The sequence below is a fragment of the Rathayibacter sp. VKM Ac-2927 genome, assembly GCF_022815525.1.
Lineage (GTDB): Bacteria > Actinomycetota > Actinomycetes > Actinomycetales > Microbacteriaceae > Rathayibacter > Rathayibacter festucae.
Genome location: NZ_JALGRT010000003.1, coordinates 270,366 through 292,503 on the forward strand (window position 1 = coordinate 270,366; position 22,138 = coordinate 292,503).

The following is a 22,138-nucleotide window of genomic DNA, read 5'->3' on the forward strand; positions in this document are numbered from 1 at the left end:
TCGGCGCGAGGCGCTGATGAGCGCGGCCACTCTGATCCTGGCCGTGAAAGCGCTCCACCACCGGTGCCCGGCCGTTGAAGGAGGCTCGTCATGCCCACCACCCCCACCATCGTCCTCGTCCACGGAGCATTCGCGGATTCCGCGTCATGGGCGCCCGTCACCCGCGAGCTACTCGACCGCGGACACACCGTTCTGGTGCCGCCGGTGTACAACCGCAGCCTGGCCGCCGACGCCGCCTCCATCCGCGCCTTCGTCGAGCAGATCGAGGGCCCCGTGGTACTCGCCGGCCACTCTTACGGCGGCGCGGTCATCACGGTCGCAGGAGCCGCCGAGAACGTCATCGCCCTGGTGCTCGTGTCCGGCTACGTGCTCGAAGTAGGCGAGAGCCTCGGGCAGCTGCAGGGCGGATTCCCCGACTCGGAACTCGCCGCCAACCTCGTCTACACCCCGTTCTCGGTCGAGGGCGGCGAGGACGGGGTCGACGTGTCCGTGCGCATCGACGCGTTCCCCCGCGTATTTGCAGACGGAGTGGACGGTGCAACCGCGCAGGGGCTCGCCGTCTCGCAGCGCCCGCTGACCGGCGCTGCTTTCGGTGAGCCCGCCTCGGTCGCGGCGTGGAAGACCACTCCCGCGTGGGGCATCGTGTCCGCCGCCGACCACACCATCAACCCGGAGGTCGAGCGCTTCGGCTACCAGCGCGCGGGCGTCCGCGCGGTCATCGAGCTCGACGCCCCGCACCTGGTGATGCACACCCACCCGGCCGACGTCGCCGACGTCATCGAGACCGCGGCCCGCGAGACCGCGTAACCACTCACACGCGCAGCGGCCACCGCTGTCCGCTTCAGAGAACGGGCCGCAACCGCGGCCGCAGTCGTCTCACGAGCACGTGAGCCGGCAGATGATCGTCGCCCGGACGCAGTCCGCGGCGGCACGAAATCGGAGGATGACCATGCCCTTTGTGACCACGGATGACGGCGCAGAGATCTTCTACAAAGACTGGGGCACCACCGACGCCCAGCCGATCGTGTTCCACCACGGCTGGCCACTGTCCTCGGACGACTGGGATGCGCAGATGCTGTACTTCCTCGGACACGGCTTCCGCGTCATCGCGAGCGACCGCCGCGGACACGGCCGCTCCTCGCAGATCGGAACCGGGCACGACATGGACCACTACGCCTCCGACGTCAACGCCGTCGTCGAACACCTCGACCTGCAGAACGCCGTCCACATCGGCCACTCGACCGGCGGTGGGCAGGTCGCCCGCTACGTCGCCCGGTACGGGCAGCCGCAGGGCCGAGTCGCGAAGGCGATCCTGGTCTCAGCCGTGCCCCCGCTGATGGTCCAGACCGATGCGAACCCCGAGGGAACGCCGATCGACGTGTTCGACGGGTTCCGGACCGCGCTGGCCGCCAACCGCGCTGAATTCTTCCGCGACGTCGCCGCCGGCCCGTTCTACGGCTTCAACCGCGAGGGCGCCACCGTGTCGCAGCCCGTCATCGACAACTGGTGGCGACAGGGGATGACCGGCAGCGCCCTGGCCCACCACGAGGGCATCAAGGCCTTCTCCGAGACCGACCAGACCGACGACCTCAAGGCCATTACGGTTCCGGTCCTGGTCACCCAGGGCGACGACGACCAGGTCGTCCCCTACCGCGACGCCGCACTCAAGCAAGCCGAGCTTCTGCAGAACGCGACCCTCAAGATCTACGAGGGCTTCCCCCACGGCATGCTGACCACCCACGCCGACATCATCAACCCCGACCTGCTCGCCTTCATCCAGCAGTAACCACCAACCCGCAACACGGGATGCGCCCCAGCTCGACGCCAGGGCGCATCCCGCGGCTCGCGGAGACCAAATGACCCCACCGCTACGTGGGCACGAGGGCGGACAGCTGTCCATCTGTAGTACACCCCAACTGGACGTCAAGCGTTACCGCTGAGACGCGTCCGAATAGGGTCACTTTGCGGCTTGTCTGACACTTACCTTCGTGGCTCTTAGACTTCAACTGGACAAAGTAGGGGTCGGAGGCGCCGTGTCGGGTCAGCGAGTCGGGTACGTGCGTGTAAGCACGTTGGATCAGAGCACCGTGCGCCAGCTCGATGGCGTGGCGCTGGATCGGGTGTTCGAGGACAAGGCCTCCGGTAAGGACGTGAACCGTCCGCAGCTCGAAGAGATGATCGGGTTCGTCCGCGATGGCGACACGGTGCTCGTGCATTCGATGGACCGGCTAGCGCGGAACCTTGAAGACCTCCGCCGGCTGGTGCGCCGTCTCACGGCCAAGCGGGTGCGGGTCGAGTTCGTGAAGGAGCAGCTCACCTTCACTGGTGAGGACAGCGCGATGGCGAACCTGCTGCTGAACATGATGGGCGCGTTCGCGGAGTTCGAACGCGAACTCATTCGGGAGCGCCAACGCGAGGGCATCGCCCTCGCCAAGCAGCGCGGCGTCTACCGCGGCCGCGCCCGATCGCTCTCCCCGTCCCAGACCGCCGAACTGCGCGACCGCACTGCTGCCGGCATGTCGAAGACGGCTCGGGCGACGGAGTACGGCATTAGCCGGGAGACCGTCTACGCCTACCTTCGCGCCCCAGCGACGACTTCCGCTGACGAGGGGCATCGCTGAGGCTCGACACTCGTGCTTGACTGCGGTCAACAGCGAGCGTCGGACACTGAGAAGGGTCACTTCATGGATCGGACCTCACCTCAGCGAGCGCGTCGGTTGGGACTGGCGCTGGTCGCAGCGGTGGCAGTGATGGCACCGAGCGGCTGCGCTCCAGCAGGCTCGGACGGCGATTACCCTGCGTACTCCTCGGACACCGAGATGGCCGAGAGCTCCCATGCCGTGGTGGTGGGCGACGTCCTCTCGGACCGCAGAGAAGCCATTCAAGGTTTCGACTACCGAGTTGTGTCGATCAAGGTCCTCGCCGACGCGAAGTCGCTGTACGCGCCGGGCGACCTGATCGAGGTCAAGCTGAACACCAACGTTGCCGAGCCAGACCCCAATCTCGACATCGACAGCAGGTACGTCCTCTTCCTCGAAACGTACGACTCGGTACCGGCGTCGCTCCTCAATCCCTGGCAGGCCTATTACGAGGTGCAGGTCGGGACAGTCGTCCCGGATCCCGACAACGACCTCACCCTCGGGCCCGAGCTGCAACAGGCCCTCGGGATCAACTGACGCAGCAGAGTGTTGTGCAGAGGACCTCGAAGACTCGTGCAGAGGACCTCGAAAACTGACAGCATCGCGCGCGGGCGCGGGCGGCAGTATCCCGTAAGACCCGCCCGATGAAATGCCCGGTGACGGGGCGGCTATCGGGACACTGGAATGGTGGATCAGAAGGCGATGCTGCGCACCCGAGCCGAGGCGCTCGACCACCTCGAGCAGCAGCTGCGCTCCGAGGCTGACGTCGCGGGGCAGAGGATCGTGCGGACGGAGAACGGCTTCCGGCTGCAGGAGACGAAGACCTTCACGATCGAGGTCTGGAAAATGCTGTTCAACTGGCGACTCGTGGTGATGCTGCCGCACCAGCAGATCGAGACGACCCATGGGTACTGCTACTTCGGCACCGGCCTCGAGAGCTTGGCCCACGCGGCCGCCGCCGGCCTCCAATGGGAAGATCCGATGAACACCGCTTCGGAGGGGTACGACAAGCAGGCGTTCTGACGCCGCTCTGACAGCACTCTGAACTCGGATCGCGCAACCAGACGCGCTGGGAGCGCTGACCTCCGATGAGGATCAAGCGCGCTCGACGTAAAAACTGACATAATCTCGATTACGCTAAGCGGCATTGGGAAACGCCCGGGGGAGCGCGCAAGCCCTGTACCGCCCTCGACGGGCTTGCGTACCGTCGCTGACGACCCGCACCACTCCTCGAGGCACCGGACCGGTGCAGAACAGGTGACAGCACATGACTCGCGAGCAGAACATCGCCTCCCAGCAGGCCTTCGGCGAGGCGGTCAACGCCGGCGACTTCGCCGCGTTCGACGCACTCGTCGCGCCCGACTCGGTCGATCACGACCCGGCGCCCGGCCAGGCACCCGGCCCGGAGGGATACGCCGCGTTCTTCGGCGACCTGCGGACCGCGTTCCCCGACATGGCACTCGAGGTCGAGAAGCTCGTCGCGGACGACGACAGCGTCGCGTTCGCCTACACACTGACCGGCACGCAGACCGGTGTGTTCCAGGGCCACGCGCCGACGGGCAAGTCCGTGAAGATCCGCGGCATGCAGATCAGCACCTTCGTCGACGGCAAGCTCGCCGAGCGCTGGGGAAGCAGCGACGAGCTCGGCATCCTCACGCAGCTCGGCCTCGCACCCGGCGCCTAGCCGGCGGGACTCCGGCGGGTTCCGAGGCTCGTGTGCAACGACACCTCGGAGCCCGTCGAGCGGAGTGTGTGCGAACAAACTGACATAATGTGCATTATCGGATGTCTGCGCAATGAGCGGGCGGGAGCGCATGTTGGGCGACCCGCCACGGTCCACCGTTGCTTCCGCGCACCAGTCGCGTGCTGCGCGTTCGTCGAGCCGGTCGAGCGGCACGGTGACATGACCCCACGGCAATCGGGCAACAGCCTGTTGCCCGATTCCCGGCTCGGGCCAGGCAGCGGTGAAAGCGCGCATGGAGAGCGCGGGTGACCGCCCCATGCGATCAGGGCGCGGGCGCGCCCACCGGCGGCTCCGGCAGCACGCTCAGGCCTCGGCTGCTGTTCGCCTCCGCCATCAGGGCGCGCAGCCAGAGCGGGTTCGGGGCGACCTCGGCGGTGCCGCGGAGGGTGAAGGCCAGAGCGGTCGACGGGTGCATCCACAGCGTGCGGCGGCCGTGGCCGAGTGCCGCGCCGATCGGGAGCTGGAAGCAGAAGCCCTCGCCGCGACGGAGCTTCGCGAGGATCACCGCCTGGAGGTGGACGAGCGCGCGATCGTCGAACTGGAAGGGGACGGGCGGGGATCCGTAGAGCAGTGTGCCCACGAGCTGGAGAAGTCCTCACGGTCGGGAGAAGGCCTCGACCGGATGATCGAGCCTGCTCAGCAGGCTACGAACGACCACCGACATCGGCGGTCCTGGAGGGCCCCGGCCGGCCGAGCGGTCGGCTCTCCTCGCGCTCGAGCGGGGCCCGGGGTAGCGTGCCCCATGCCCACTCCGCCCCGTGTCCTCCGCCGCCTCGGCAGCGTCTCGCTCTCCGTCGCGAACCGCGCCGAGACCGGGCTGCGCGGTCGTCTCTCCGCTCGGGCCCGGAAGCAGGGCTGGTCCCCCGCGCTGCTCCCCTTCTCCGGCTACGCGAGCGCGGGAACGGCGCGGGTCCTGGCGCGGGTCGTCCTCGCCCCGGCCGCGGTGGAGCCGTCCGCACGGCGGGGACTGCGCGCCTGGCACCGCCTGCTCACCCTCGAGAGCCCCGGAGTGCCGGTGCGGATCGAGTTCGCGGGCGCGAGCGCCACGGGGACGAGCGACGACGCGGGGATCGTCGACGCGCGCTTCGCCGTTCCCGACGGTCTCGAGCCCGGGCCGGCGGAGGCCCTGCTGCAGGTCGCAGGGCGTGCTCCCGTTCCGGTGACGGTGCACGTGGTCACCTCGGAGCCCGCCCGCGGGGTGGTCTGCGACGTGGACGACACCGTGTGGGTGACTGGGATCTCGCATCCGGCGCGCGCGGCCTGGCGGACCTTCTCGACGACGAGCGCCACCCGGCGGTCGGTGCCGGGGATGGCGGAGCTGCTGCAGGAGGCGATCGCCGGGCAGGACGGGACCGCCGTCGTCTACGTGAGCAACGGGCCGTGGAATCTGGCGGGCGTCGTCTCGCGGTTCCTCGCCCGGCGCGGCTTCCCCGCCGGACCGGTCCTGATGACCGACTGGGGCACGAGCCCGCGGCGGTGGTTCCGCGACGGCGAGGAGCACAAGCGGGACTGCCTCGCCCGCCTGCGCGAGGACCTCCCCCACCTCTCCTGGGTCCTCGTCGGCGACGACGGCGAGCACGACCCGCAGCTCTACAGCGACTTCGCCCGCCGCCACCCGGACGCCGTCACCGCGATCGCCCTGCGAAGGGTCGCACCGGCCCGTCCCGGAGCGGCGCCCGACGTCGACGACGTCGCCGGCGTCCCGGTCGTGCGCGGCGTCGACGGCGACGCCCTTCGGCCCCTCCTGCAGGAGGCGCTCGGCCGCTCCCGTCGCTGACGCTCCTCCAGGCTCCCGGCTCTCTCCGGTGCCGGGGACGCAGCGAGTCCTCGGCCGCCCTCGGAAGGGGCCGGTCGGCGAGGCCGTGCGCCGGAGGCGACCCGCCGTCCCGCCCGTAGAATCGCGGCCGTGCACTCCCCCGTCCTGACGACCGTCTTCCAGCCGATCGTCGACCTCGCCACCCGTCGGCCGGCGGCGTACGAGGCGCTGACGCGGGTCCGGGGGGCCGGCGGGGACGCGTTCCCGTTCGAGCTCCTCGAGGCGGCGCAGGCCGACGGCCGGATCGCCGAGTTCGACGGCGCCTGCTGGCGGAGCGCCTTCGGCTCCGCGACCGCGGCGGGTCTCACGACTCCGCACGCGCTCTTCGTGAACGTGGAGGCGGAGTCGCTGCGCGGGGGCCTCCTCGAGCAGGTCGCCTCCCCCGCGCCGATCGTCCTGGAGGTCACCGAGCGCGCCCTCCTGGCCTCGCCCGGCGGCCTGCTCGCGGTGATCGAGGAGGCGCGCCGGGCCGGCCACGCGATCGCCATCGACGATCTCGGGACCGACCCCGCGTCCCTCGCTCTGCTGCCGCTGATCGATCCCGACGTGATCAAGATCGACATGCGCATCATCCAGGGGCACGCGGACACCGACGCCGCCCGGATCATGAGCACCGTGAACACGCTGACGGCGGCGCGCGACGTGGTCGTCGTGGCGGAGGGCATCGAGACCGAGGAGCATCTGCTCACCGCGCGGGCGATCGGCGCGACGCACGGGCAGGGCTGGCTCCTCGGCCGGCCGTCCCCGGTCGTCCCGGCGGCGCCCTCCGCCTCGCTCCTCCGGCACGTCGTCGAGCCCACGGCGGACGAGGCGGGCGCGGGGACGCCCTTCGAGATCGTGGCCTCCGTGCTGCCCAGCCGCCGCTCCTCCCGCGATCTGCTCCTGCAGATGAGCCACTTCCTCGAGGCGCGTGCGCGAGCGAGCGGCGACTCCGCGATCCTCCTCTCGACCTTCCAGCAGGGGTCGAACCTCACGCCGCGCACCGCCGACCGCTACGCCGCGCTGGCGGAGGAGTGCGCTCTGGTCTTCGCCTTCGCGGCGGGAGCGCCGGACTCCCTCTCCCCCGCGATCCGGGTGCAGGAGATCGACGAGGACGAGCCGCTCGCGGCGGAGTGGGACGTCGTCGTCCTGACCGCCGACTTCGCCGCGACCCTCGTCGCGCGGGAGGTCGACCCGGCTCGGCACGCGGCCGGGCTCTACGACTTCGTGCTCACTCACGACCGCGGGCTCGCCGTCGACGTCGCGCGCCACCTGCTCCAGCGGACGACCCGCAGCGCCTGACGCGGGACGCCGCCGCCGACCGTCCCCGCTGACCCGCAGCCCTACCAGGTCCGAGCGGCTTCCGGAGCACCTTGTGGGCGAGTCCTCGTCCCGGCACTCTCGTGCCGAGACGGACTGTTCGTCACCGAGAGGGAGTCATGGACGACGAGACCCTGCTGGGCATCCTGCTGCGCGGGCGGCCCGCGACGCTCGAGGACGCGGTGCTCGCGACTCACCTCGAGCCCGCGCAGGTCGCGGCGGCCGTGCAGCGGCTCCGCGACCGGGGGCTCATCGGCGGCGCGGGCGATCTGCTGGCCTATCCCCCGCCCGCGGACTGGGCGAACGAGGCCGTCTCGGTGCACACCCGCCGGGTCCGGGTCGCGGCCGAGGACGCCATGTCCGGCATCGAGAAGATCCTGGAGAACCTGCCCACCGTGCTCCGCGCCTGGTCGACCGGCGAGGCGGCCGCCGACCTGGTGCCCACGGTGCTGCGCCACGGACCCTACGCCGCGGAGGACCTGCTGTGGGAGCTCGTCGGGACCCCGTCGGGCTCCCTGGTCGCGGTGTTCGCCAGCATCGACCGGCTGATGACGGCGCCGATCGACCGGGCCGTCCGCTTCGGTGACGCCCTGCAGGAGAGGGACACGGTGCGCATCATCGTCCCCTCGTCCGCGGCCGCCGACCCGCGAGTGCTCGAGCGGATGGCCGTCTACGGACGTGTCGGGCTCGAGTACCGCTCGCTCGACCGGCCGCCGGGCTGGTTCTGGGTCGACGGCGACCACATCGCGCTCCCCTTCGTCTGGGGCGAGGCGACCCCGACGAGCGTGCTCGGAGTCCGCCACGCGGGCCTCGCGAACATCGTCCGCGCCTACTTCGACGAGCTCTGGCAGCGCGCGGACCCGCTGGGCAGCGGCGAGCACTCCTGGCTGCCGCTCCTGCGCCTGATGCAGCAGGGCAACACCCTCGACAGCGCCTCCAACCGCCTCGGCATCAACCCCCGCACCGGCCGCCGCCGCATCTCCGCCGCGATGGAGCACTACGGCGTGGACACGCTCTTCGGGCTCGGCGCGGCATGGGGCGCGGGACGAGCGGGCAATACGACGCGATCCGAGGGGTGACGGACTCCCGCCCGCTCAGGTCTGCGGGCGTCCGTGCCGAGGAGATCCGCCCTGCTGCTGGACCAGCCAGCTCCGAGGCGAGCTCACGAGCGCGAGCGCGCTGACTCCGCACCGCGGGACTCCTCCCGCAGCCGCATCGCGGCCTCGTCGTCGAGCCAGTTCGGCCCGGTGTTGCGGAGGAACACCGCGTAGACCACCAGGGAGACGGCGATCACGGCGGTCGCGTAGCCGATGAAGGCCGGCACCTGGTCGGCGCCGAGCGCGCCGGCGTAGAGCAGCGGCGCGGTGCCGCCGAAGACCGAGTTGGCGAGCGCGTAGCCGAAGCCGAGCCCGAGGGCGCGGACGTGCGTGGGGAACAGCTGCGCCTTCACGACGGCGTTGATGGAGGTGTAGCCGGTGAGGATCACGAAGCCGCCGACCAGGATCGCGAAGGCGGCGAGCGGGGCGGTCTGCTGCGGCAGGGCGGTGAGGAGGAACCAGGTGTAGAGCACTCCGCCGATCCCGAAGAAGACCAGGAGGGTCTTCCGGCCGATGAGGTCCGAGAGCCAGCCGCCGAGCGGCTGCAGGAGCATCAGCGTCGTCAGGGCGATGAGGTTGATGACGGTGCCCGTGACGACGTCGTCTCCGGCGAACGCGCTCTTGATGATGCTCGGACCGGTCACCGAGTAGGTGTAGAAGGCGACCGTGCCGCCCATCGTCACCGCGAAGCAGAGCAGCAGCGGCCGCCACTGGTGGACGAGGAGCTCCCGCATCGAGCCGCTCCGGCGGGACTCCCCTGCTCTGACGGCGTCGATCCGGGTCGTCGCCAGCGATTCGTCCATGCTGCGGCGGAGCCAGAACACGACGACCGCGGCGACGCCGCCGATGCCGAAGGCCACCCGCCAGCCCCAGGCCGAGATCGCCTCGTCGGGCAGGGTCAGCACCATGACCAGCAGCGTCAGCTGAGCGAGGACGTGGCCGCCCACGAGGGTGACGTAGTGGAACGACGAGAGGAAGCCGCGCCGACCGGGGATCGCCGCCTCCGACATGTAGGTGGCGCTCGTTCCGTACTCCCCGCCGGTGGCGAAGCCCTGCAGCAGGCGCGCGAGCACCAGGAGGACCACCGCTCCCCCGCCGATCGACTCGGCCGTCGGCGCGAACGCGACGAGGAGGGAGCAGGCGGCCATCACGGAGACCGAGACGGTCAGCGCGAGGCGGCGCCCGTGCCTGTCGGCGAAGCGGCCGAAGAACCAGGACCCGATCGGCCGCATGAGGAAGGTGACCGCGAAGATCGCCCAGATGTAGAGGGTCGAGTTCTTCTCGCCGGGAGCGAAGAACTGCGACTCGAAGTAGACGGCGAAGACGGAGTAGACGTAGACGTCGAACCACTCGACGAGATTGCCCGCGGAGCCCTTCAACGTGTTGGAGATGGAGCGGCGGAGGCTGGTGGGGGTCGTCGTCGTCGTCGACATGATGGTCCGATCATCAAGGGTTCCGGAAGGGGACGGGTCTCGGAGCGTCGAGCGTGCTGCGGCGTCTCCGCCGTCGGCGCCCCGCGTCGCCGCGAGCCCAGGGGCATCTCTACCGCATTCCCGGCTGCCTATCCGGAAACCTAACGGTCTCCTGACGCGATCGGGTTCGGACCGCGACGAGGTCGGCTGTGTCTCGCGCCAGTCAGGCAGCGATGCCGACCAGACCAGTATGGTCCTTCAGTGGAGGCAGACACATGAGGATCCGTACTGAGAACTCGCTGCGATCATCGGCGACGAGGGCTGTCGCCGTCGTCTCGATCGTCACCATCGCAGCTTCGCTCTCCGGGTGCACAGCGGGAGACGCCGCGCCGCCGAAGCCCACTGTCGCTCCGCTCCCGGCTGCTGAGGTGGAGCGCGCACTGGCCGAGAAGCAGGATCAAGACTGGGCTGAGCTGGCAGTCAAGTATCCGGACGCTGTCCGACCCGAGGTCGACGTGATCCGCACCGTGAACCCCGTGGAGTCGACGTCGGCGATCGCGGACTGCATGGTCTCAGTCGGCTTTCCGGAGACCAAGGCTGGTCCGGACGGCGGACTCGACTACGGCTCCTTCCCCACGGAGCAGACGCAGACTCACGACATCGCCCTGTTCGCGTGCAGAGCGCAGTACCCGATGGATCCGAGATTCGACACGCCACCGACCGAAGCGCAGTACGAGTACCTCTACCACTACTACGCACACGACCTCATCGAGTGCTTGAAGAGTCACGACATCGACGTGCCGGAGGCGCCCACCTATGAGACCTTCCGCGACACCATCAACTCGCGAGACGCATGGAGTCCCTACCTCAGCTACGAGCCGACCGGCAAGACGCAGTGGCTGACCTTCAATAGGGACTGCCCGCAAACGCCTCCGGGCTACTTCGGGGAGTGATGAGCGCCTCGCTGCTCCACACGCTTGAACACTGCGACCGCCTCCACCACCGTCACGCATGTCGTGGCACCAACAGAATGGAGAACACAATGAAAAGACTGCTTCCTGCAGCGGCACTGGCTCTGGTAGGCGGAATCGCGGTGACACTGGTGGTCCCAACGGCGGCCAGCGCTGCGTCCTACTCGTGCGGCGGCATCCGGACGGTAGGAATCACGGCGGTCTATTCGACGTCGAACGACGGGGACGGCGGAATTCTTCACGGGTACACGTCGACCGATGGCCGAACCTACGGCCAGGACTTCAGTTCGTCCGAGAACTCGCCGGGCACGCACAGCACGTTCTCCCAGTCGGCGTTCCGCGGCGTTTCGAGTTGGAGTGTGGGAACGAACGGCACGGCCAGCCTGAACAGCTCGGGCGCGAGTTGCTACCAGTAAGAGAGCTCTCGCCCTCGATCAGCAATCGCTGATCAGGCGTGGTCGGTCGGAGGGTGACAGTCGTCCTCCGACCGATCTCCGTGCGAAAGGCCTCTGCTGGTGAAAGGACCGTGCTGGTGAAAGGACTGTGCTGGTGAAAGCCGATCGATCGCCTCGGAGAGGTCTTCTCTCCCCCGTCGCGGCTCTCGCCTCCTGCCTGGTGGTGCTGGCCGCCGCGGCGGGTGTCTGGGCCGGAGCGGTGATCTTCGCGCCCGCGGAGGAGGTCGTGGCGGGGACCGACTACACGACCGCTGTCGCTCGCGCCGGTGCTGTCGGCGCGGCGGTGAACCTGGTGGCGACCGCCCACTGGACCCAGTCCCCCGCGGGGACCAATTCGGCGCAGGGCACGGTGACGACGGTGAGTCATGTGCCCGGCGACGTCGCCGACCAGGGCGAGGAGCTCTACACCGTGGACCTTCGGCCCGTGGTTCTCGCGCGCGGCGTGATCCCCGCGTTCCGGGACATCGACGGGACGAGCGAGGGCGAGGACGTGGAGCAGCTGCAGGAGCTGCTGGGCGACCTCGGGTTCTACCGCGGCGCTGCGGACGGTGCACCCGGGCGTCGGACCGCGGCCGCGATCAAGGAGTGGCAGAAGGCCGCAGGATTTCCGGTGGACGGCGTCGTCCGACGGGGCGATCTGGTCTTCGTGCCCGAGGTTCCGACCCGGCTGGTCGTCGACGAGACCCTTATCGCTCGAGGAGCAGTGGTCTCGGGCGGCGAGGTCGTCGCGAGGACGCTGCCGAAGACTCCGACCTTCTCCGTCACGGCGACAGCGGCGCAGGCCGCCCAGATCGGCGTGGGAGTCGCGGCGGAGATCACCGGACCGGACGGACCCTGGCGGGCGGTGACGGCGGTCCAGGAGGTGAAACCCGAGGTCGGGGTGTCGATAGCGCTCGCCGGCGTGGACGGCGAGGTCATCTGCGGCGAGGAGTGCGCGGATCTCGATGTGACGCAGGACACCCTCCTCCCCGTCCTCCTCACGACGACACCCGAGACATCCGGTCTGACCGTCCCGACCGCGAGCATCCGGACCGACGTGAACGGGGATCTCGAAGTGACCGATTCGGCCGGCGAGAGGCATCGTGTCGAGGTCGTCGCTGCCGCGAAGGGCGTCTCGGTCGTGACCGGTCTCGTGGAGGGCGTGGAAGTGCGCGTCTACGGCGATGACGCCGCACCCCGATGATCACTGCTGAGAGCATCGGCTTCCGCTATCGACGAGGTCCTCGGATACTGACCGACTTCAGTGCTGCCGTGACGCACTCCGAGATGGTCGCGATCACCGGCTCGTCGGGGAGGGGCAAGTCGACCCTGCTCTACATCCTGGGCCTCATGGCGACTCCGGAATCGGGACGAGTCCGGATCGACGGCGTCGATGTGAGTGGCATGAGCGATCGATCGAGGTCGGAGTACCGAGCCGAGAACATCGGGTTCGTCTTTCAGGACGCCGCTCTGGATCCCACGAGAACGGTCCTCGACAACATCGTCGAGACGGCTCTCTATCGCGGGTGCAGGAACTCGGCAGTGGAACTCGCGGCGCACGGGCTGATGGAGCGCTTCGGGGTCGCCCTGCGCGCCTCGGCGAGACCCCACCAGGTCTCCGGCGGCCAGGCGCAGCGGATAGCACTGTGCCGGGCACTCATCAACGATCCGACGATCCTCCTCGCGGACGAGCCGACGGGGAATCTCGATCCGGGCTCCGCGGCGGCGGTCGTCGACGCACTGCGAGAGCGCGCCCGCTCGGGATCCTCGGTGATCGTGGTCACTCACGACGAGACGGTCGTCGCCTCCTGCGATCGGAGGATCCGCCTGTGAAACGCAGATTCGTCCTGCCCGTGCTCCGGGAGGCCCTCGCCTCCTCGCTCGCGCAACCGGTGACCTCCCTCCTCACCCTGGTGATGGTGGTGGCGATGTGCGCCGGGATCGTTCTGACGACCGGACGGACCGTGGGAGCGGAGCAGAGCGTTCTCGCGACGGTGGACTCGGCGGGGACGCGGTCCATCCTGGTCCGCGGAGAGGCGCAGGCGGGCCTGTCGTCGGACGCACTCGAGAGGATCTCCCGACTCTCCGGAGTGCAGTGGGCGGCCGCGTTCTCGGACGCCAGTGACGTCGGCAACTCCCGGATCGCGGAGGGGAGGAAGGTCGCTCTTCGATCGGTGTGGTCCTCCGACTTCGCAGAGCTGGGCATCGAGTCGGCGCGCTTCCCCCGCGGATCGGCGTGGGCGTCCGAGGACGCGCTCGCGGCTCTGGGCTTCGCCGAGGAGACCGGCTCGGTCTCGACCGGCAGTGGCGCCGGGGTAGACGTCGTCGGGACCTTCACCTCGTCCGAGTACCTGTCCTTCCTCGGCCCGTCCGTCCTGGTCCCGATGCCTCCGTCCTCGACCGGGAGTGTGGGCTACGTGATCGTCATCGCTTCGGATCCCGAGATGATCCGCCCGCTGACGCGAGCGATCGGCTCCCTTCTGGCTCCGACGGACCCGCAGGGCGTCACCGTGACCACGAGCGCTCGGTACGCGGACCTGCGCGCCGTTCTCGAGGGCACTCTCGGGGGCTTCGGGCGAGATCTCGTCGGTCTCATCGCCGGCGCCGGCGCCGTCCTGGTCGGTGCGACGCAGTACGGTCTCGTCCTGATGCGACGCAAGGACTTCGGACGCCGAAGGGCTCTCGGCGCCACGAGAGGCCTCATCGTCCTGCTCGTCGTCTGTCAGGTCCTCCTCGTCGCGACGGTCGGCGCTCTGCTGGGGACGGCGGGTTCCGCCGTGCTCCTGGTGGCCGGCGGCGACCCGCTCCCCGGCGTCGACTTCCTGGTCGCCACGGGCGCTCTGGCGATCGTGGTCTCCGTCGTCGCCGCTCTGCTCCCCGCTCAGCGGGCGGCGAGCAGGGATCCCCTGCACGAGCTGAGAGTGCCGTGATCGCGGACGAGGACCAGGCCGAACTGCAGGCCCTCGTCGACCACTTCGGTCACGGCAACCGGTCCGAGTTCCTTCGGGTGGCGATGAACCGGATGGCGCACGACATGTGTGCCGAGAAGATGCGAGGGCTGCAGGACCGAGCTCGCGAGGAGCTCGCCGACCGGGTGATCTCCCCAGAAGAGATCACCGCCCTCGTGAGGAAGCCCCCGGGCTCGAGTGCCTCCGCATGACGTCGGCCCAGCGGTCGTCTTCGACATCCACTTCTCCGTCGACGCGCTCGTAGGCCCTGGTTCCGAGTTCCCGCGAATCGTCGAGGCGCCTCCCGGGACCGGTACACCCGGCTCGGCCTAGGGGCGCGCGGGCGGGGCCGCGCGGCTCGACTCGCGCTCGACGACGTGCACGGTGCTGACGAACTCGACGGGGGCGGCGCCGCCGGCGCGACCGGCGTCGATCCGGCTGACCAGCAGCTCGACGGCGGCCCGAGCCATCGCCGCGTGGTCGGGGTCGATCGTCGACAGCGACGGAACGGAGAAGCCGCTCTCCTCGAGGTCGTCGAAGCCGATCACCTTCACCCGATCCGGGACGGCGACTTCCGCGTCCGCGAGCCCCCGCAGCGCGCCGAGAGCGAGGGTGTCTGTCACGCAGAAGAGGCCGTCGAAGTCGGCGCCCTGCGCCAACGCGCGGGAGACGGCGTCGCGCCCGGCCGCGAGGGTGAAGGCGGTGACCGGGAGGAAGAGCGCCGGGTCCGCCTCGGTCCCGGCTGCGGCCAGCGCGTCGGCGTAGCCCCGATACCGCAGGCTGGCGGCGCTGGGCTCGCCGTCGGTGCGCTCGTCGAGGATCGCGATCCGCCGGCAGCCCTGCTCGAGCAGGTGCCGAGTGGCCAGCGCGCCGCCGTCGACGTTCGCCATCGCGACGTGGTCGACCGGGCCGTCGAAGATCCGCTCCCCCAGGATGACCACCGGGTAGTCGACCCGGAGCTTGTCGACGTCGGCGGCGCCGAGGCCGACGGTACTGAGGATCAGGCCGTCGTACATCCGGTTCCGCGAGGCACGGAGGGCGTCGATCTCGCTCTCGCGACGGGCTCCGGTCTGCTCGATGGCCACGGAGAGACCGTGCACGCGGGCCTCGGCGATGATGCGCGCGGCGAGCTGGCCCCAGTAGGGTCGGTCGATCTCGGCGACCGCCAGTCCGATGGTGTAAGTCCGCCCCGCGCGCAGGTTCCGGGCGGCCACATTAATCCGGTAGTCGAGCTCGTCCATCGCCCGGACGACCTTCTCGCGCGTCGTCGCCTTGACGTGCGGGTGGTTGTTGATCACGTTCGAGACCGTCATCGGCGAGACCCCCGCCGCCGTCGCCACGTCTCGGATGGTCGCCATCGAGCACCTCCTGGTCGTCGCCGGTCGAGTGGTCGGCACGGGAAACGATATCGATACAAATCCACTCTTGACAGCATCGCGCCGCCGCTCGATGATTTGTGTATCGATACAAGTTCGGCGAGGGCGCCGAGGAAGCGAGTGCGGCCGATGACGACCGAGACGACGACGAGGACGGCCGGAAGCCCCGCCATCCCGGGCCACTACGCCGATCCCTCCCTGGTGTCGCTCGACGGCCGGTTCTACCTCTACCCCACGACCGACGGCACGGACGGCTGGTCCGCCACGGCGTTCGAGGCCTTCTCCTCCGAGGACCTGGTGACCTGGCGGGCCGAGGGCGAGATCTTCTCCGTCGCCCGCGGCACGGACTGGGCCGAGGGGCACGCCTGGGCCCCCGCGGTCGTCGGCCGGGACGGGCGCTACTACCTCTACTTCACGGCCGACGACAGCATCGGAGTGGCCGTCTCCGCGAGTCCGGCCGGACCCTTCGTCGACTCCGGCCGGCCGCTCGTGGCCCGCGGCGCGTACGCCGGGGTCGCGATCGACCCATCGGTCTTCGTCGACGACGACGGCACCGCCTACCTGCTCTGGGGCAACTCCGTCGCGCACCTGGTCGTGCTGAACGACGACATGGTGTCGTTCGACCCTGCGACGGAGACGGCCTGGACGCCGACCGGCTTCCGCGAGGCTCCCTCGCTGCACCGGGCCGGCGACGTCTACGTGCTGTCCTGGTCGGAGAACGACACCCGCGAGGCCGACTACCGCGTCCGCTACGCGACGTCGCCCTCGGTGCGCGGGCCGTGGACGGATCGCGGCGTGCTGCTGCAGAAGGACGCCGGCCGCGGAGTCCTCGCGACGGGGCACCACTCGGTCCTCCGCGTCAGCGCCGACGAGTGGGTGATCGCCTACCACCGCTTCGCGATCCCCGGCGGCAACGGCTACCGGCGCGAGATCGCCCTCGACACCTTCCGCCACTCCCCCGACGGCACGATCCCCGAGATCGTCCCGGGGTCGACCCGCGTCGCTACGCTCGGCGTCTCCGCCTGAGAGACGCCCCTTCGAACCCCTCTCCACCCCCGCCTCGATCCACCCCTGCGAGAAAGAGAAGCAATGCCGCTTTCATCCTCCGTCCGCGCCGCCGGCCGTCCGTCCCTCCCCGCGCACCGTCCGGGCCCCCGCCGGCTGCTCGCAGGCCTCGGCGTGGTCGCCGCGACCGCGCTCGCACTGACCGGCTGCTCCGGCGCCGGGTCGGGCGACGCGAACTCCGTCAGCTTCCTCTCCTGGGACAACGCCGCGACCATGGAGCCGATCATCACCGCCTTCGAGAAGGCGAACCCGGACATCGACGTGCAGATGTCGTACGCGCCGCCCGTCGCGGAGTACATCTCGAAGCTGCAGACGCAGCTCGGCTCGAACACCGGCACCGACGTCTTCATCATCACGGCCGAGAACAAGACGCAGCTGATGGACGGCGGCTTCGTCGCCGACCTCGCCGACCAGCCGTTCGCCGAGCAGCTCGCCGACGCGGCGAAGCAGACCTACTCCCGCGACGACGCCCTCTACGGCGCCGCGCCGGCCTCCTGGGGCGGCGGCATCCTCTACAACGCGGCGCTGCTCGAGCAGGTCGGCTTCACCGCTCCCCCGGCGACCTGGGAGGAGTTCCTCGACCTCTGTCAGAAGCTGAAGGATGCGGGGATCACGCCGTTCTACGAGGCCGGCGACCAGCTTCCGATCAGCCTGGCAGCCCTCCTGGGCCTTCAGAACGAGAAGCTCGGCGGCACCATGGACGCCGACATCTGGTCCGGGAAGACGACCTTCGCCGACACCTGGACCGAGCCGCTGACGCAGTGGAGCGAGCTCTTCGAGTCCGGGGTCGAGCCTCCCACGGTCGTCGGCCTGACCGGGGACGCCGTCACCCAGGAGTTCGCCACCGGCAAGGTCGCGATGACCACCACCGGCTCCTGGGGTCTCGGGACGGTCCGCACGACCGCTCCGGATCTGGACATCGCCTTCATGCCGGTCCCCGGCGACTCCGCCTCGTACTGGGCCGGCGCCGTCTCGCCCGGCTACGCGATCAACGCGAAGTCGACCCACCAGGAGGCCGCCGCGAAGCTCGTCTCCTACCTCCTCTCGACGGAGGGCATCGAGCAGTACCAGAAGGCGACCGCCTCGATCACGACCACGAAGGACTTCACTCCCACCCTCGACCCCGCCCTGGACACGATGGCCCCCGCCGTCCGCGACGGGCAGTTCTACCTCCCCCAGGTCTCCTGGATCGACAACAACGCCGCGCTGGGCACCGAGGTGACGGCGCTCCTGCAGCAGCTGATCCAGGGTCAGCTCTCCCCCGAGGAGGTCGCGCAGGCGATGGACACGAAGCTCGCCTCCCTGCGCTGACCCTCCCTGCGCTGACCCTCCCTGCGCTGATCCTGCCGCGCTGACCCCGCGGCGGGGGGCCCCCCCCCCGCGGGCGCCCCCCCCCCCCCCCCCCGCCGCCCCCCTCTGAAAGGACGTGCCGACGATGGCACTCACCACTCCGCTAAGCCGGAGCGGGACCGCCCCCACGGAACCGCTCGCCGCCCGCGCGATCGCCGACCTCCCGGGCGCCCGCGGTGCCCGCTTCCGGGAGAGCTTCGCCGGCGGCCTCTTCCTCGTGCCGATCGCGATCGTCTTCGTCGTGCTCTACGTCATCCCGATGGGGCAGTCGCTCTGGTTCAGCCTGACCGACTTCGACGGCTACTCCGAGCCGAGCTTCATCGGCCTCGACAACTACGCGTCGATCTTCCGCGACCCCTCGATGCTGCAGGCGCTGGTCTTCACCCTCAGCTACGCACTCGCGACGACGGTGCTCGTCACCGCCTTCGCGATCCCGCTCGCGCTCGTGCTCAACCGCCGCTTCCTCGGCCGGAACATCGTCCGCAGCGTCTTCTTCTTCCCGGCGGTGCCGTCCGTGGCGATCCTCGGTCTCGTCTGGGGCTTCATCCTCAGCCCGCTCGGCTCGGGAGTGCTCAACTCGGCCCTCGACGGAATCGCCGGCATCGCGCCGATCGGCTGGCTCTCGGACTCGACGCTCGCGCAGATCTCGGTCATCGCCGTGGCGATCTGGGCGCAGACCGGCTGGCACGCGATCCTCTACCTCGCCTACCTGCAGGCCACCCGCAGGACTACTACGAGGTCGCCCGGATCGACGGCGCGACCGGCTGGCAGACCTTCCGCTCCATCACCCTGCCGATGCTCGTCCCGGCGATCTCGGTGAGCCAGCTGCTGCTGATGACGAACGGGCTGAAGGTCTACGACCTGCCCTTCACCCTCACCAGCGGCGGACCAGGCTTCTCGACCCGCACGCTCACCCAGTCGCTGATCGAGAGCGGCATCGCGCAGTCGCGTGTCGGCCAGGCGTCCGCGCTGGCCGTCCTGTTCCTGATCGTCGTAGCCCTCGTCGTCGTCGTCCAACTGGCCGCCTCGCGCCGCCTCGAGAGGAGGTACTCATGAGCACCCGCAACCCCCTGCTGCAGCGTAGCCGCCTGCTGCTGACGGCGGTCATGCTGCCGATCGCGGCGCTGATGGCCGTGCCGTTCTACTACATCGTCGTCAACACCTTCAAGACGCAGACCGAGACCGCGAACGCCCCGCTCGCCCTCCCGTCGACGCTGAATCTGGACAACTACGTCACTGTCTTCCAGACCACGCCCCTGTTGCAGAGCTTCGGCAACACGCTCTACGTGACCGTCCTCTCGATCGCGCTGATGCTGCTGATCGGCTCGCTCGCCGCCTTCGGGATGATCATCGCCCGCGGACGTGTGGCCGTCGTCTTCGGCGTGATCCTCGTCATCGCCTTCCTCGTCCCGGGGCAGGCGACGCTGATCCCCCTTTACCGGATGCTGACGACCTTCCGGCTCGTCGACGACCTCAACGGGTTGATCGTGCTCTACAGCGCGGGCGCGATCTTCTGCTACTTCCTGATCCTCGGCTACATGAGGACGGTGCCCACCGAGATCATCGAAGCCGCCCGGATCGACGGCGCCGGCTCGTTCCGGATCTACTGGTCGCTGATCCTGCCGCTGATCCGCCCGATCCTGGTCACCGTCGGCGTCTTCCAGACGATGTGGGTGTGGAACGACTTCATCACGCCGAACGTCTTCCTCTCCAGCCCCGCGAAGCAGACGCTGGTGCTGCAGGTCTACTCGGCGGTCGGGCAGTTCACCACCAACTGGCCGGTGTTCATGACCCTCAGCGTGATCGTCCTGCTGCCGATGCTGGTGTTCTTCATCGCGATGCAGCGGCACATCGTCTCCGGACTCGTGCAGGGCAGTGTGAAGGGATGACCCGCTACCTCTTCTCCTACTTCACCTCGCAGAACGACCCGGACGGCGAGCAGGTGCGCTTCGCGCGGAGCGTCGCCGACGACCCGCTGCACTGGGAGGCGCTCCGCGGCGGCGAGCCCGTGCTGCGCTGGACCGGCGGACGCGGCGGGGTGCGCGATCCGTTCCTCCTACGCGCCGCCGGCCTGCCCGGCGAGACGGCGGCCTTCTACCTCCTCGGCACGGACATGCGGGCGCACGGGCAGGACACCCGGGAGTTCTGGGACGCGGAGCAGCGGCACGGCAGCCGCGGCATCGTCGTCTGGGAGTCCGCGGACCTGGTGACCTGGGGCGAGCCGCGCCTGGAGCTCGTCGCTCCGTCCGCGGCCGGCAACGCCTGGGCGCCCGAGGCCGTCTTCGACGCCGAGCGCGGCGAGTACCTCGTGTTCTGGGCCTCCCAGCTGCACGGCGACGGCGCCGAGCGCGGCGACTCCTACAACCGGATGCTCGCCGCGACCACCCGCGACTTCCGGCAGTGGTCCGAGCCCGTGGTCTGGAGCGACCCCGGCCACTCGGTGATCGACGCCACCGTCGTGCGCGAGGGCGAGTGGTGGTACCGGTTCGTCAAGGACGAGCGCAGCCCCGCCTCGGACACGCCCGCGGCGAAGTTCATCACGGTGGAGCGCTCGCGGGATCTGCGCGCCACCGAGTGGGAGCTCGTGCAGGACCGCGTCGGCGCCGGGACCGCCGACCGGCCGGGCGTCGCGCACGGCGAGGGCCCGATCGTCGTGCCCGCGGCCGATGGCGGACCGGTCGTCCTGCTCATCGACGAATTCGGCCTGCGCCGCTACCTGCCGTTCGTCGGTGCCGCGCTCGACACGGACGCGTGGACGCTCGCCGAGGACTTCGCGCTGCCGCCCGGTGCCAGCCACGGCTCCGTGCTCGCGATCACGGACGAGGAGTGGGGGCGGCTCAGCCGATGAGTCCTGCGCTTCGGAGCGCGGCCGAGCTCTCCGGAGCGCCCTGCGGCCGCGGTCCCCGGGAGGCGGGGTGCTTCGCACTACGCCGGGAAGGCCCCCGCGGCCCGGCTGCGCGTCCGCAGCCGGTAGAGGCTGGTGGTGGCGGCGATGAAGAGGTCGGTGCCGTCCGGTCCGCCGAAGCAGACGTTCGCCACCACCTCCGGCACGGGCACGAACAGCAGCTCGGCGCCGTCCGGGGCGAAGACGTGCACGCCGTCTCCGGCGGAGGACCACACCCGGCCGCGCTCGTCGACGGCGATCCCGTCGGGCAGGCCGTGCTCGATCACCGCGAAGAGGCGGCCGTCGCGGGCGCCGGCGCCGCGGTCGACGACGTCGTAGGCGCGGATCCAGTGTCCGGGGCCGTCCTCGAGGCTCATCGCGGTGTCGGTCACGTAGACGGTCGCGCCGTCCGGTGAGAAGGCGATGCCGTTCGGCTGCACGATGTCGGTGACGACCGGCGTGAGGCCGTCCTCGGCGCTCCAGCGGAAGACCCAGCGCTTCTCGTACTCGCGCTCGCCCGGGTGCCCCTCGGCCGGCTGCCGGATGCCGTAGTCCGGATCGGTGAACCAGTAGGAGCCGTCGGGCGCGACCGCGACGTCGTTGGGCGAGTTCAGCCGGCCGCCGTCCCAGCTCGAGACGAGCTCCTCGACCGTGCCGTCCGGCCGCTCGCGCTCCAGTCGGCGCAGCCCGTGCGAGCACTGCACGACGCTCCCGTCGGCGTCGAGGAGCCGGCCGTTGGTGAACTCCACGCCCTCGCGGTGCACCGAGGTCTCCCCGGTCGCGCTGTCCCACTGCAGGATGCGGTCGTTCGGGACGTCGCTCCAGCGCAGGCCCCCCTCGGCCGGGATCCACAGCGGCCCCTCGCTCCAGACGGCGCCCGTCCACAGCCGCTCGAGCCCGCCGTCGCCCCGGAGGAGCGCCTCGTCGTGCATCTGCTCGTCGCTCTCCGTCTCGTCGCTCCTGCTCTGGTCGACCCGTGCCTCATCGGTCATCGGATCTCGTCGTCCCTCTTGTGCGTGTCCTCCTGTCGGGCGGACCCGATCGAGCCCCCTCACGGCCCTCGCGCTCGACACCGATCGGGCGGCCGTGGCGGGCGCACCGGG

General features: G+C 70.0%; 24 protein-coding genes. 20 read left to right on the forward strand and 4 right to left on the reverse strand.

Going from position 1 to position 22,138, the window contains the following annotated elements:
- The first annotated feature begins 90 nt into the window (after nucleotides 1–90).
- The 6 genes from MT353_RS10430 to MT353_RS10455 all read left to right on the forward strand — a co-directional run bounded on the left by MT353_RS10430 (nucleotide 91) and on the right by MT353_RS10455 (nucleotide 4,323).
- Nucleotides 91–807: an alpha/beta fold hydrolase gene (locus MT353_RS10430; protein ID WP_243624342.1), complete on the forward strand. Its 717-nt coding sequence runs from the start codon at nucleotides 91–93 to the stop codon at nucleotides 805–807.
- Nucleotides 808–949: 142 nt separating this feature from the next.
- Nucleotides 950–1,786 (forward strand): alpha/beta fold hydrolase, encoded by an 837-nt coding sequence (locus MT353_RS10435; protein ID WP_243624343.1) that lies wholly within the window; start codon nucleotides 950–952, stop codon nucleotides 1,784–1,786.
- A gap of 247 nt (nucleotides 1,787–2,033) precedes the next feature.
- Nucleotides 2,034–2,621 carry a recombinase family protein gene (locus MT353_RS10440; protein ID WP_243624344.1) on the forward strand — a complete coding sequence of 196 codons (588 nt, stop codon included), beginning with the start codon at nucleotides 2,034–2,036 and terminating at the stop codon, nucleotides 2,619–2,621.
- A 63-nt stretch (nucleotides 2,622–2,684) separates the two neighbouring features.
- Complete coding sequence (locus MT353_RS10445) at nucleotides 2,685–3,176, forward strand: hypothetical protein (protein ID WP_243624345.1); 492 nt, start codon at nucleotides 2,685–2,687, stop codon at nucleotides 3,174–3,176.
- 150 nt (nucleotides 3,177–3,326) lie between these two features.
- Complete coding sequence (locus MT353_RS10450; protein ID WP_243624346.1) at nucleotides 3,327–3,662, forward strand: hypothetical protein; 336 nt, start codon at nucleotides 3,327–3,329, stop codon at nucleotides 3,660–3,662.
- A gap of 244 nt (nucleotides 3,663–3,906) precedes the next feature.
- The gene (locus MT353_RS10455) at nucleotides 3,907–4,323 is read left to right on the forward strand and encodes an ester cyclase (RefSeq protein WP_056045707.1); all 417 of its coding nucleotides are present in this window, start codon (nucleotides 3,907–3,909) and stop codon (nucleotides 4,321–4,323) included.
- A 322-nt stretch (nucleotides 4,324–4,645) separates the two neighbouring features.
- Here the strand turns inward: MT353_RS10455 and MT353_RS10460 are convergent, their stop codons facing one another.
- Nucleotides 4,646–4,963, reverse strand: a complete 318-nt coding sequence (locus MT353_RS10460) for an ATP-dependent DNA ligase (RefSeq protein WP_243600194.1) — start codon at nucleotides 4,961–4,963, stop codon at nucleotides 4,646–4,648.
- A 162-nt stretch (nucleotides 4,964–5,125) separates the two neighbouring features.
- Here MT353_RS10460 and MT353_RS10465 point away from each other — a divergent pair, with 162 nt between their 5' ends.
- From MT353_RS10465 to MT353_RS10475, 3 genes are all read left to right on the forward strand, one after another.
- Nucleotides 5,126–6,160 (forward strand): App1 family protein, encoded by a 1,035-nt coding sequence (locus MT353_RS10465; protein ID WP_243600195.1) that lies wholly within the window; start codon nucleotides 5,126–5,128, stop codon nucleotides 6,158–6,160.
- A 129-nt stretch (nucleotides 6,161–6,289) separates the two neighbouring features.
- Entirely contained in the window at nucleotides 6,290–7,480 is a 1,191-nt protein-coding gene (locus MT353_RS10470; RefSeq protein WP_243600196.1) for an EAL domain-containing protein, read from the forward strand.
- Between the two features lie 137 nt (nucleotides 7,481–7,617).
- Nucleotides 7,618–8,577, forward strand: a complete 960-nt coding sequence (locus MT353_RS10475; RefSeq protein WP_243624347.1) for a hypothetical protein — start codon at nucleotides 7,618–7,620, stop codon at nucleotides 8,575–8,577.
- A gap of 83 nt (nucleotides 8,578–8,660) precedes the next feature.
- On the opposite strand, the gene MT353_RS10480 is transcribed toward MT353_RS10475, so the two are convergent.
- Nucleotides 8,661–10,028: an MFS transporter gene (locus MT353_RS10480; protein WP_243624348.1), complete on the reverse strand. Its 1,368-nt coding sequence runs from the start codon at nucleotides 10,026–10,028 to the stop codon at nucleotides 8,661–8,663.
- 254 nt (nucleotides 10,029–10,282) lie between these two features.
- Here MT353_RS10480 and MT353_RS10485 point away from each other — a divergent pair, with 254 nt between their 5' ends.
- The 5 genes from MT353_RS10485 to MT353_RS10505 all read left to right on the forward strand — a co-directional run bounded on the left by MT353_RS10485 (nucleotide 10,283) and on the right by MT353_RS10505 (nucleotide 14,572).
- The gene (locus MT353_RS10485; RefSeq protein ID WP_243624349.1) at nucleotides 10,283–10,960 is read left to right on the forward strand and encodes a hypothetical protein; all 678 of its coding nucleotides are present in this window, start codon (nucleotides 10,283–10,285) and stop codon (nucleotides 10,958–10,960) included.
- A 567-nt stretch (nucleotides 10,961–11,527) separates the two neighbouring features.
- Entirely contained in the window at nucleotides 11,528–12,616 is a 1,089-nt protein-coding gene (locus tag MT353_RS10490; RefSeq protein WP_243624350.1) for a peptidoglycan-binding protein, read from the forward strand.
- Nucleotides 12,613–13,245 carry an ABC transporter ATP-binding protein gene (locus MT353_RS10495; RefSeq protein ID WP_279400666.1) on the forward strand — a complete coding sequence of 211 codons (633 nt, stop codon included), beginning with the start codon at nucleotides 12,613–12,615 and terminating at the stop codon, nucleotides 13,243–13,245. The genes MT353_RS10490 and MT353_RS10495 overlap by 4 nt, the downstream gene beginning before the upstream one ends.
- On the forward strand, nucleotides 13,242–14,342 hold the full coding sequence (locus MT353_RS10500) for an ABC transporter permease (RefSeq protein WP_243624352.1): 1,101 nt from the start codon (nucleotides 13,242–13,244) through the stop codon (nucleotides 14,340–14,342). The genes MT353_RS10495 and MT353_RS10500 overlap by 4 nt, the downstream gene beginning before the upstream one ends.
- On the forward strand, nucleotides 14,339–14,572 hold the full coding sequence (locus tag MT353_RS10505; protein ID WP_243624353.1) for a hypothetical protein: 234 nt from the start codon (nucleotides 14,339–14,341) through the stop codon (nucleotides 14,570–14,572). Before MT353_RS10500 ends, MT353_RS10505 begins: the two co-directional genes overlap by 4 nt.
- A gap of 117 nt (nucleotides 14,573–14,689) precedes the next feature.
- On the opposite strand, the gene MT353_RS10510 is transcribed toward MT353_RS10505, so the two are convergent.
- Nucleotides 14,690–15,718, reverse strand: a complete 1,029-nt coding sequence (locus MT353_RS10510; RefSeq protein ID WP_123446493.1) for a LacI family DNA-binding transcriptional regulator — start codon at nucleotides 15,716–15,718, stop codon at nucleotides 14,690–14,692.
- Nucleotides 15,719–15,865: 147 nt separating this feature from the next.
- On the opposite strand from MT353_RS10510, the gene MT353_RS10515 reads away from it, so the two are divergent.
- The 6 genes from MT353_RS10515 to MT353_RS10540 all read left to right on the forward strand — a co-directional run bounded on the left by MT353_RS10515 (nucleotide 15,866) and on the right by MT353_RS10540 (nucleotide 20,999).
- Nucleotides 15,866–16,762 carry a family 43 glycosylhydrolase gene (locus MT353_RS10515; RefSeq protein WP_243624354.1) on the forward strand — a complete coding sequence of 299 codons (897 nt, stop codon included), beginning with the start codon at nucleotides 15,866–15,868 and terminating at the stop codon, nucleotides 16,760–16,762.
- Between the two features lie 63 nt (nucleotides 16,763–16,825).
- The gene (locus MT353_RS10520; RefSeq protein ID WP_243624355.1) at nucleotides 16,826–18,112 is read left to right on the forward strand and encodes an ABC transporter substrate-binding protein; all 1,287 of its coding nucleotides are present in this window, start codon (nucleotides 16,826–16,828) and stop codon (nucleotides 18,110–18,112) included.
- Nucleotides 18,113–18,236: 124 nt separating this feature from the next.
- Nucleotides 18,237–18,971: a carbohydrate ABC transporter permease gene (locus MT353_RS21965; RefSeq protein WP_243624356.1), complete on the forward strand. Its 735-nt coding sequence runs from the start codon at nucleotides 18,237–18,239 to the stop codon at nucleotides 18,969–18,971.
- Entirely contained in the window at nucleotides 18,899–19,207 is a 309-nt protein-coding gene (locus MT353_RS10530; RefSeq protein ID WP_243624697.1) for a carbohydrate ABC transporter permease, read from the forward strand. The genes MT353_RS21965 and MT353_RS10530 overlap by 73 nt, the downstream gene beginning before the upstream one ends.
- Entirely contained in the window at nucleotides 19,204–20,040 is an 837-nt protein-coding gene (locus MT353_RS10535) for a carbohydrate ABC transporter permease (RefSeq protein ID WP_166649648.1), read from the forward strand. Before MT353_RS10530 ends, MT353_RS10535 begins: the two co-directional genes overlap by 4 nt.
- Nucleotides 20,037–20,999 (forward strand): glycoside hydrolase family 43 protein, encoded by a 963-nt coding sequence (locus MT353_RS10540; RefSeq protein WP_243624357.1) that lies wholly within the window; start codon nucleotides 20,037–20,039, stop codon nucleotides 20,997–20,999. Before MT353_RS10535 ends, MT353_RS10540 begins: the two co-directional genes overlap by 4 nt.
- Before the next feature lie 77 nt (nucleotides 21,000–21,076).
- Here MT353_RS10540 and MT353_RS10545 read toward each other — a convergent pair whose 3' ends face one another.
- Nucleotides 21,077–22,027 carry an SMP-30/gluconolactonase/LRE family protein gene (locus MT353_RS10545; RefSeq protein WP_308197520.1) on the reverse strand — a complete coding sequence of 317 codons (951 nt, stop codon included), beginning with the start codon at nucleotides 22,025–22,027 and terminating at the stop codon, nucleotides 21,077–21,079.
- Between the last annotated feature and the right edge of the window lie 111 nt (nucleotides 22,028–22,138).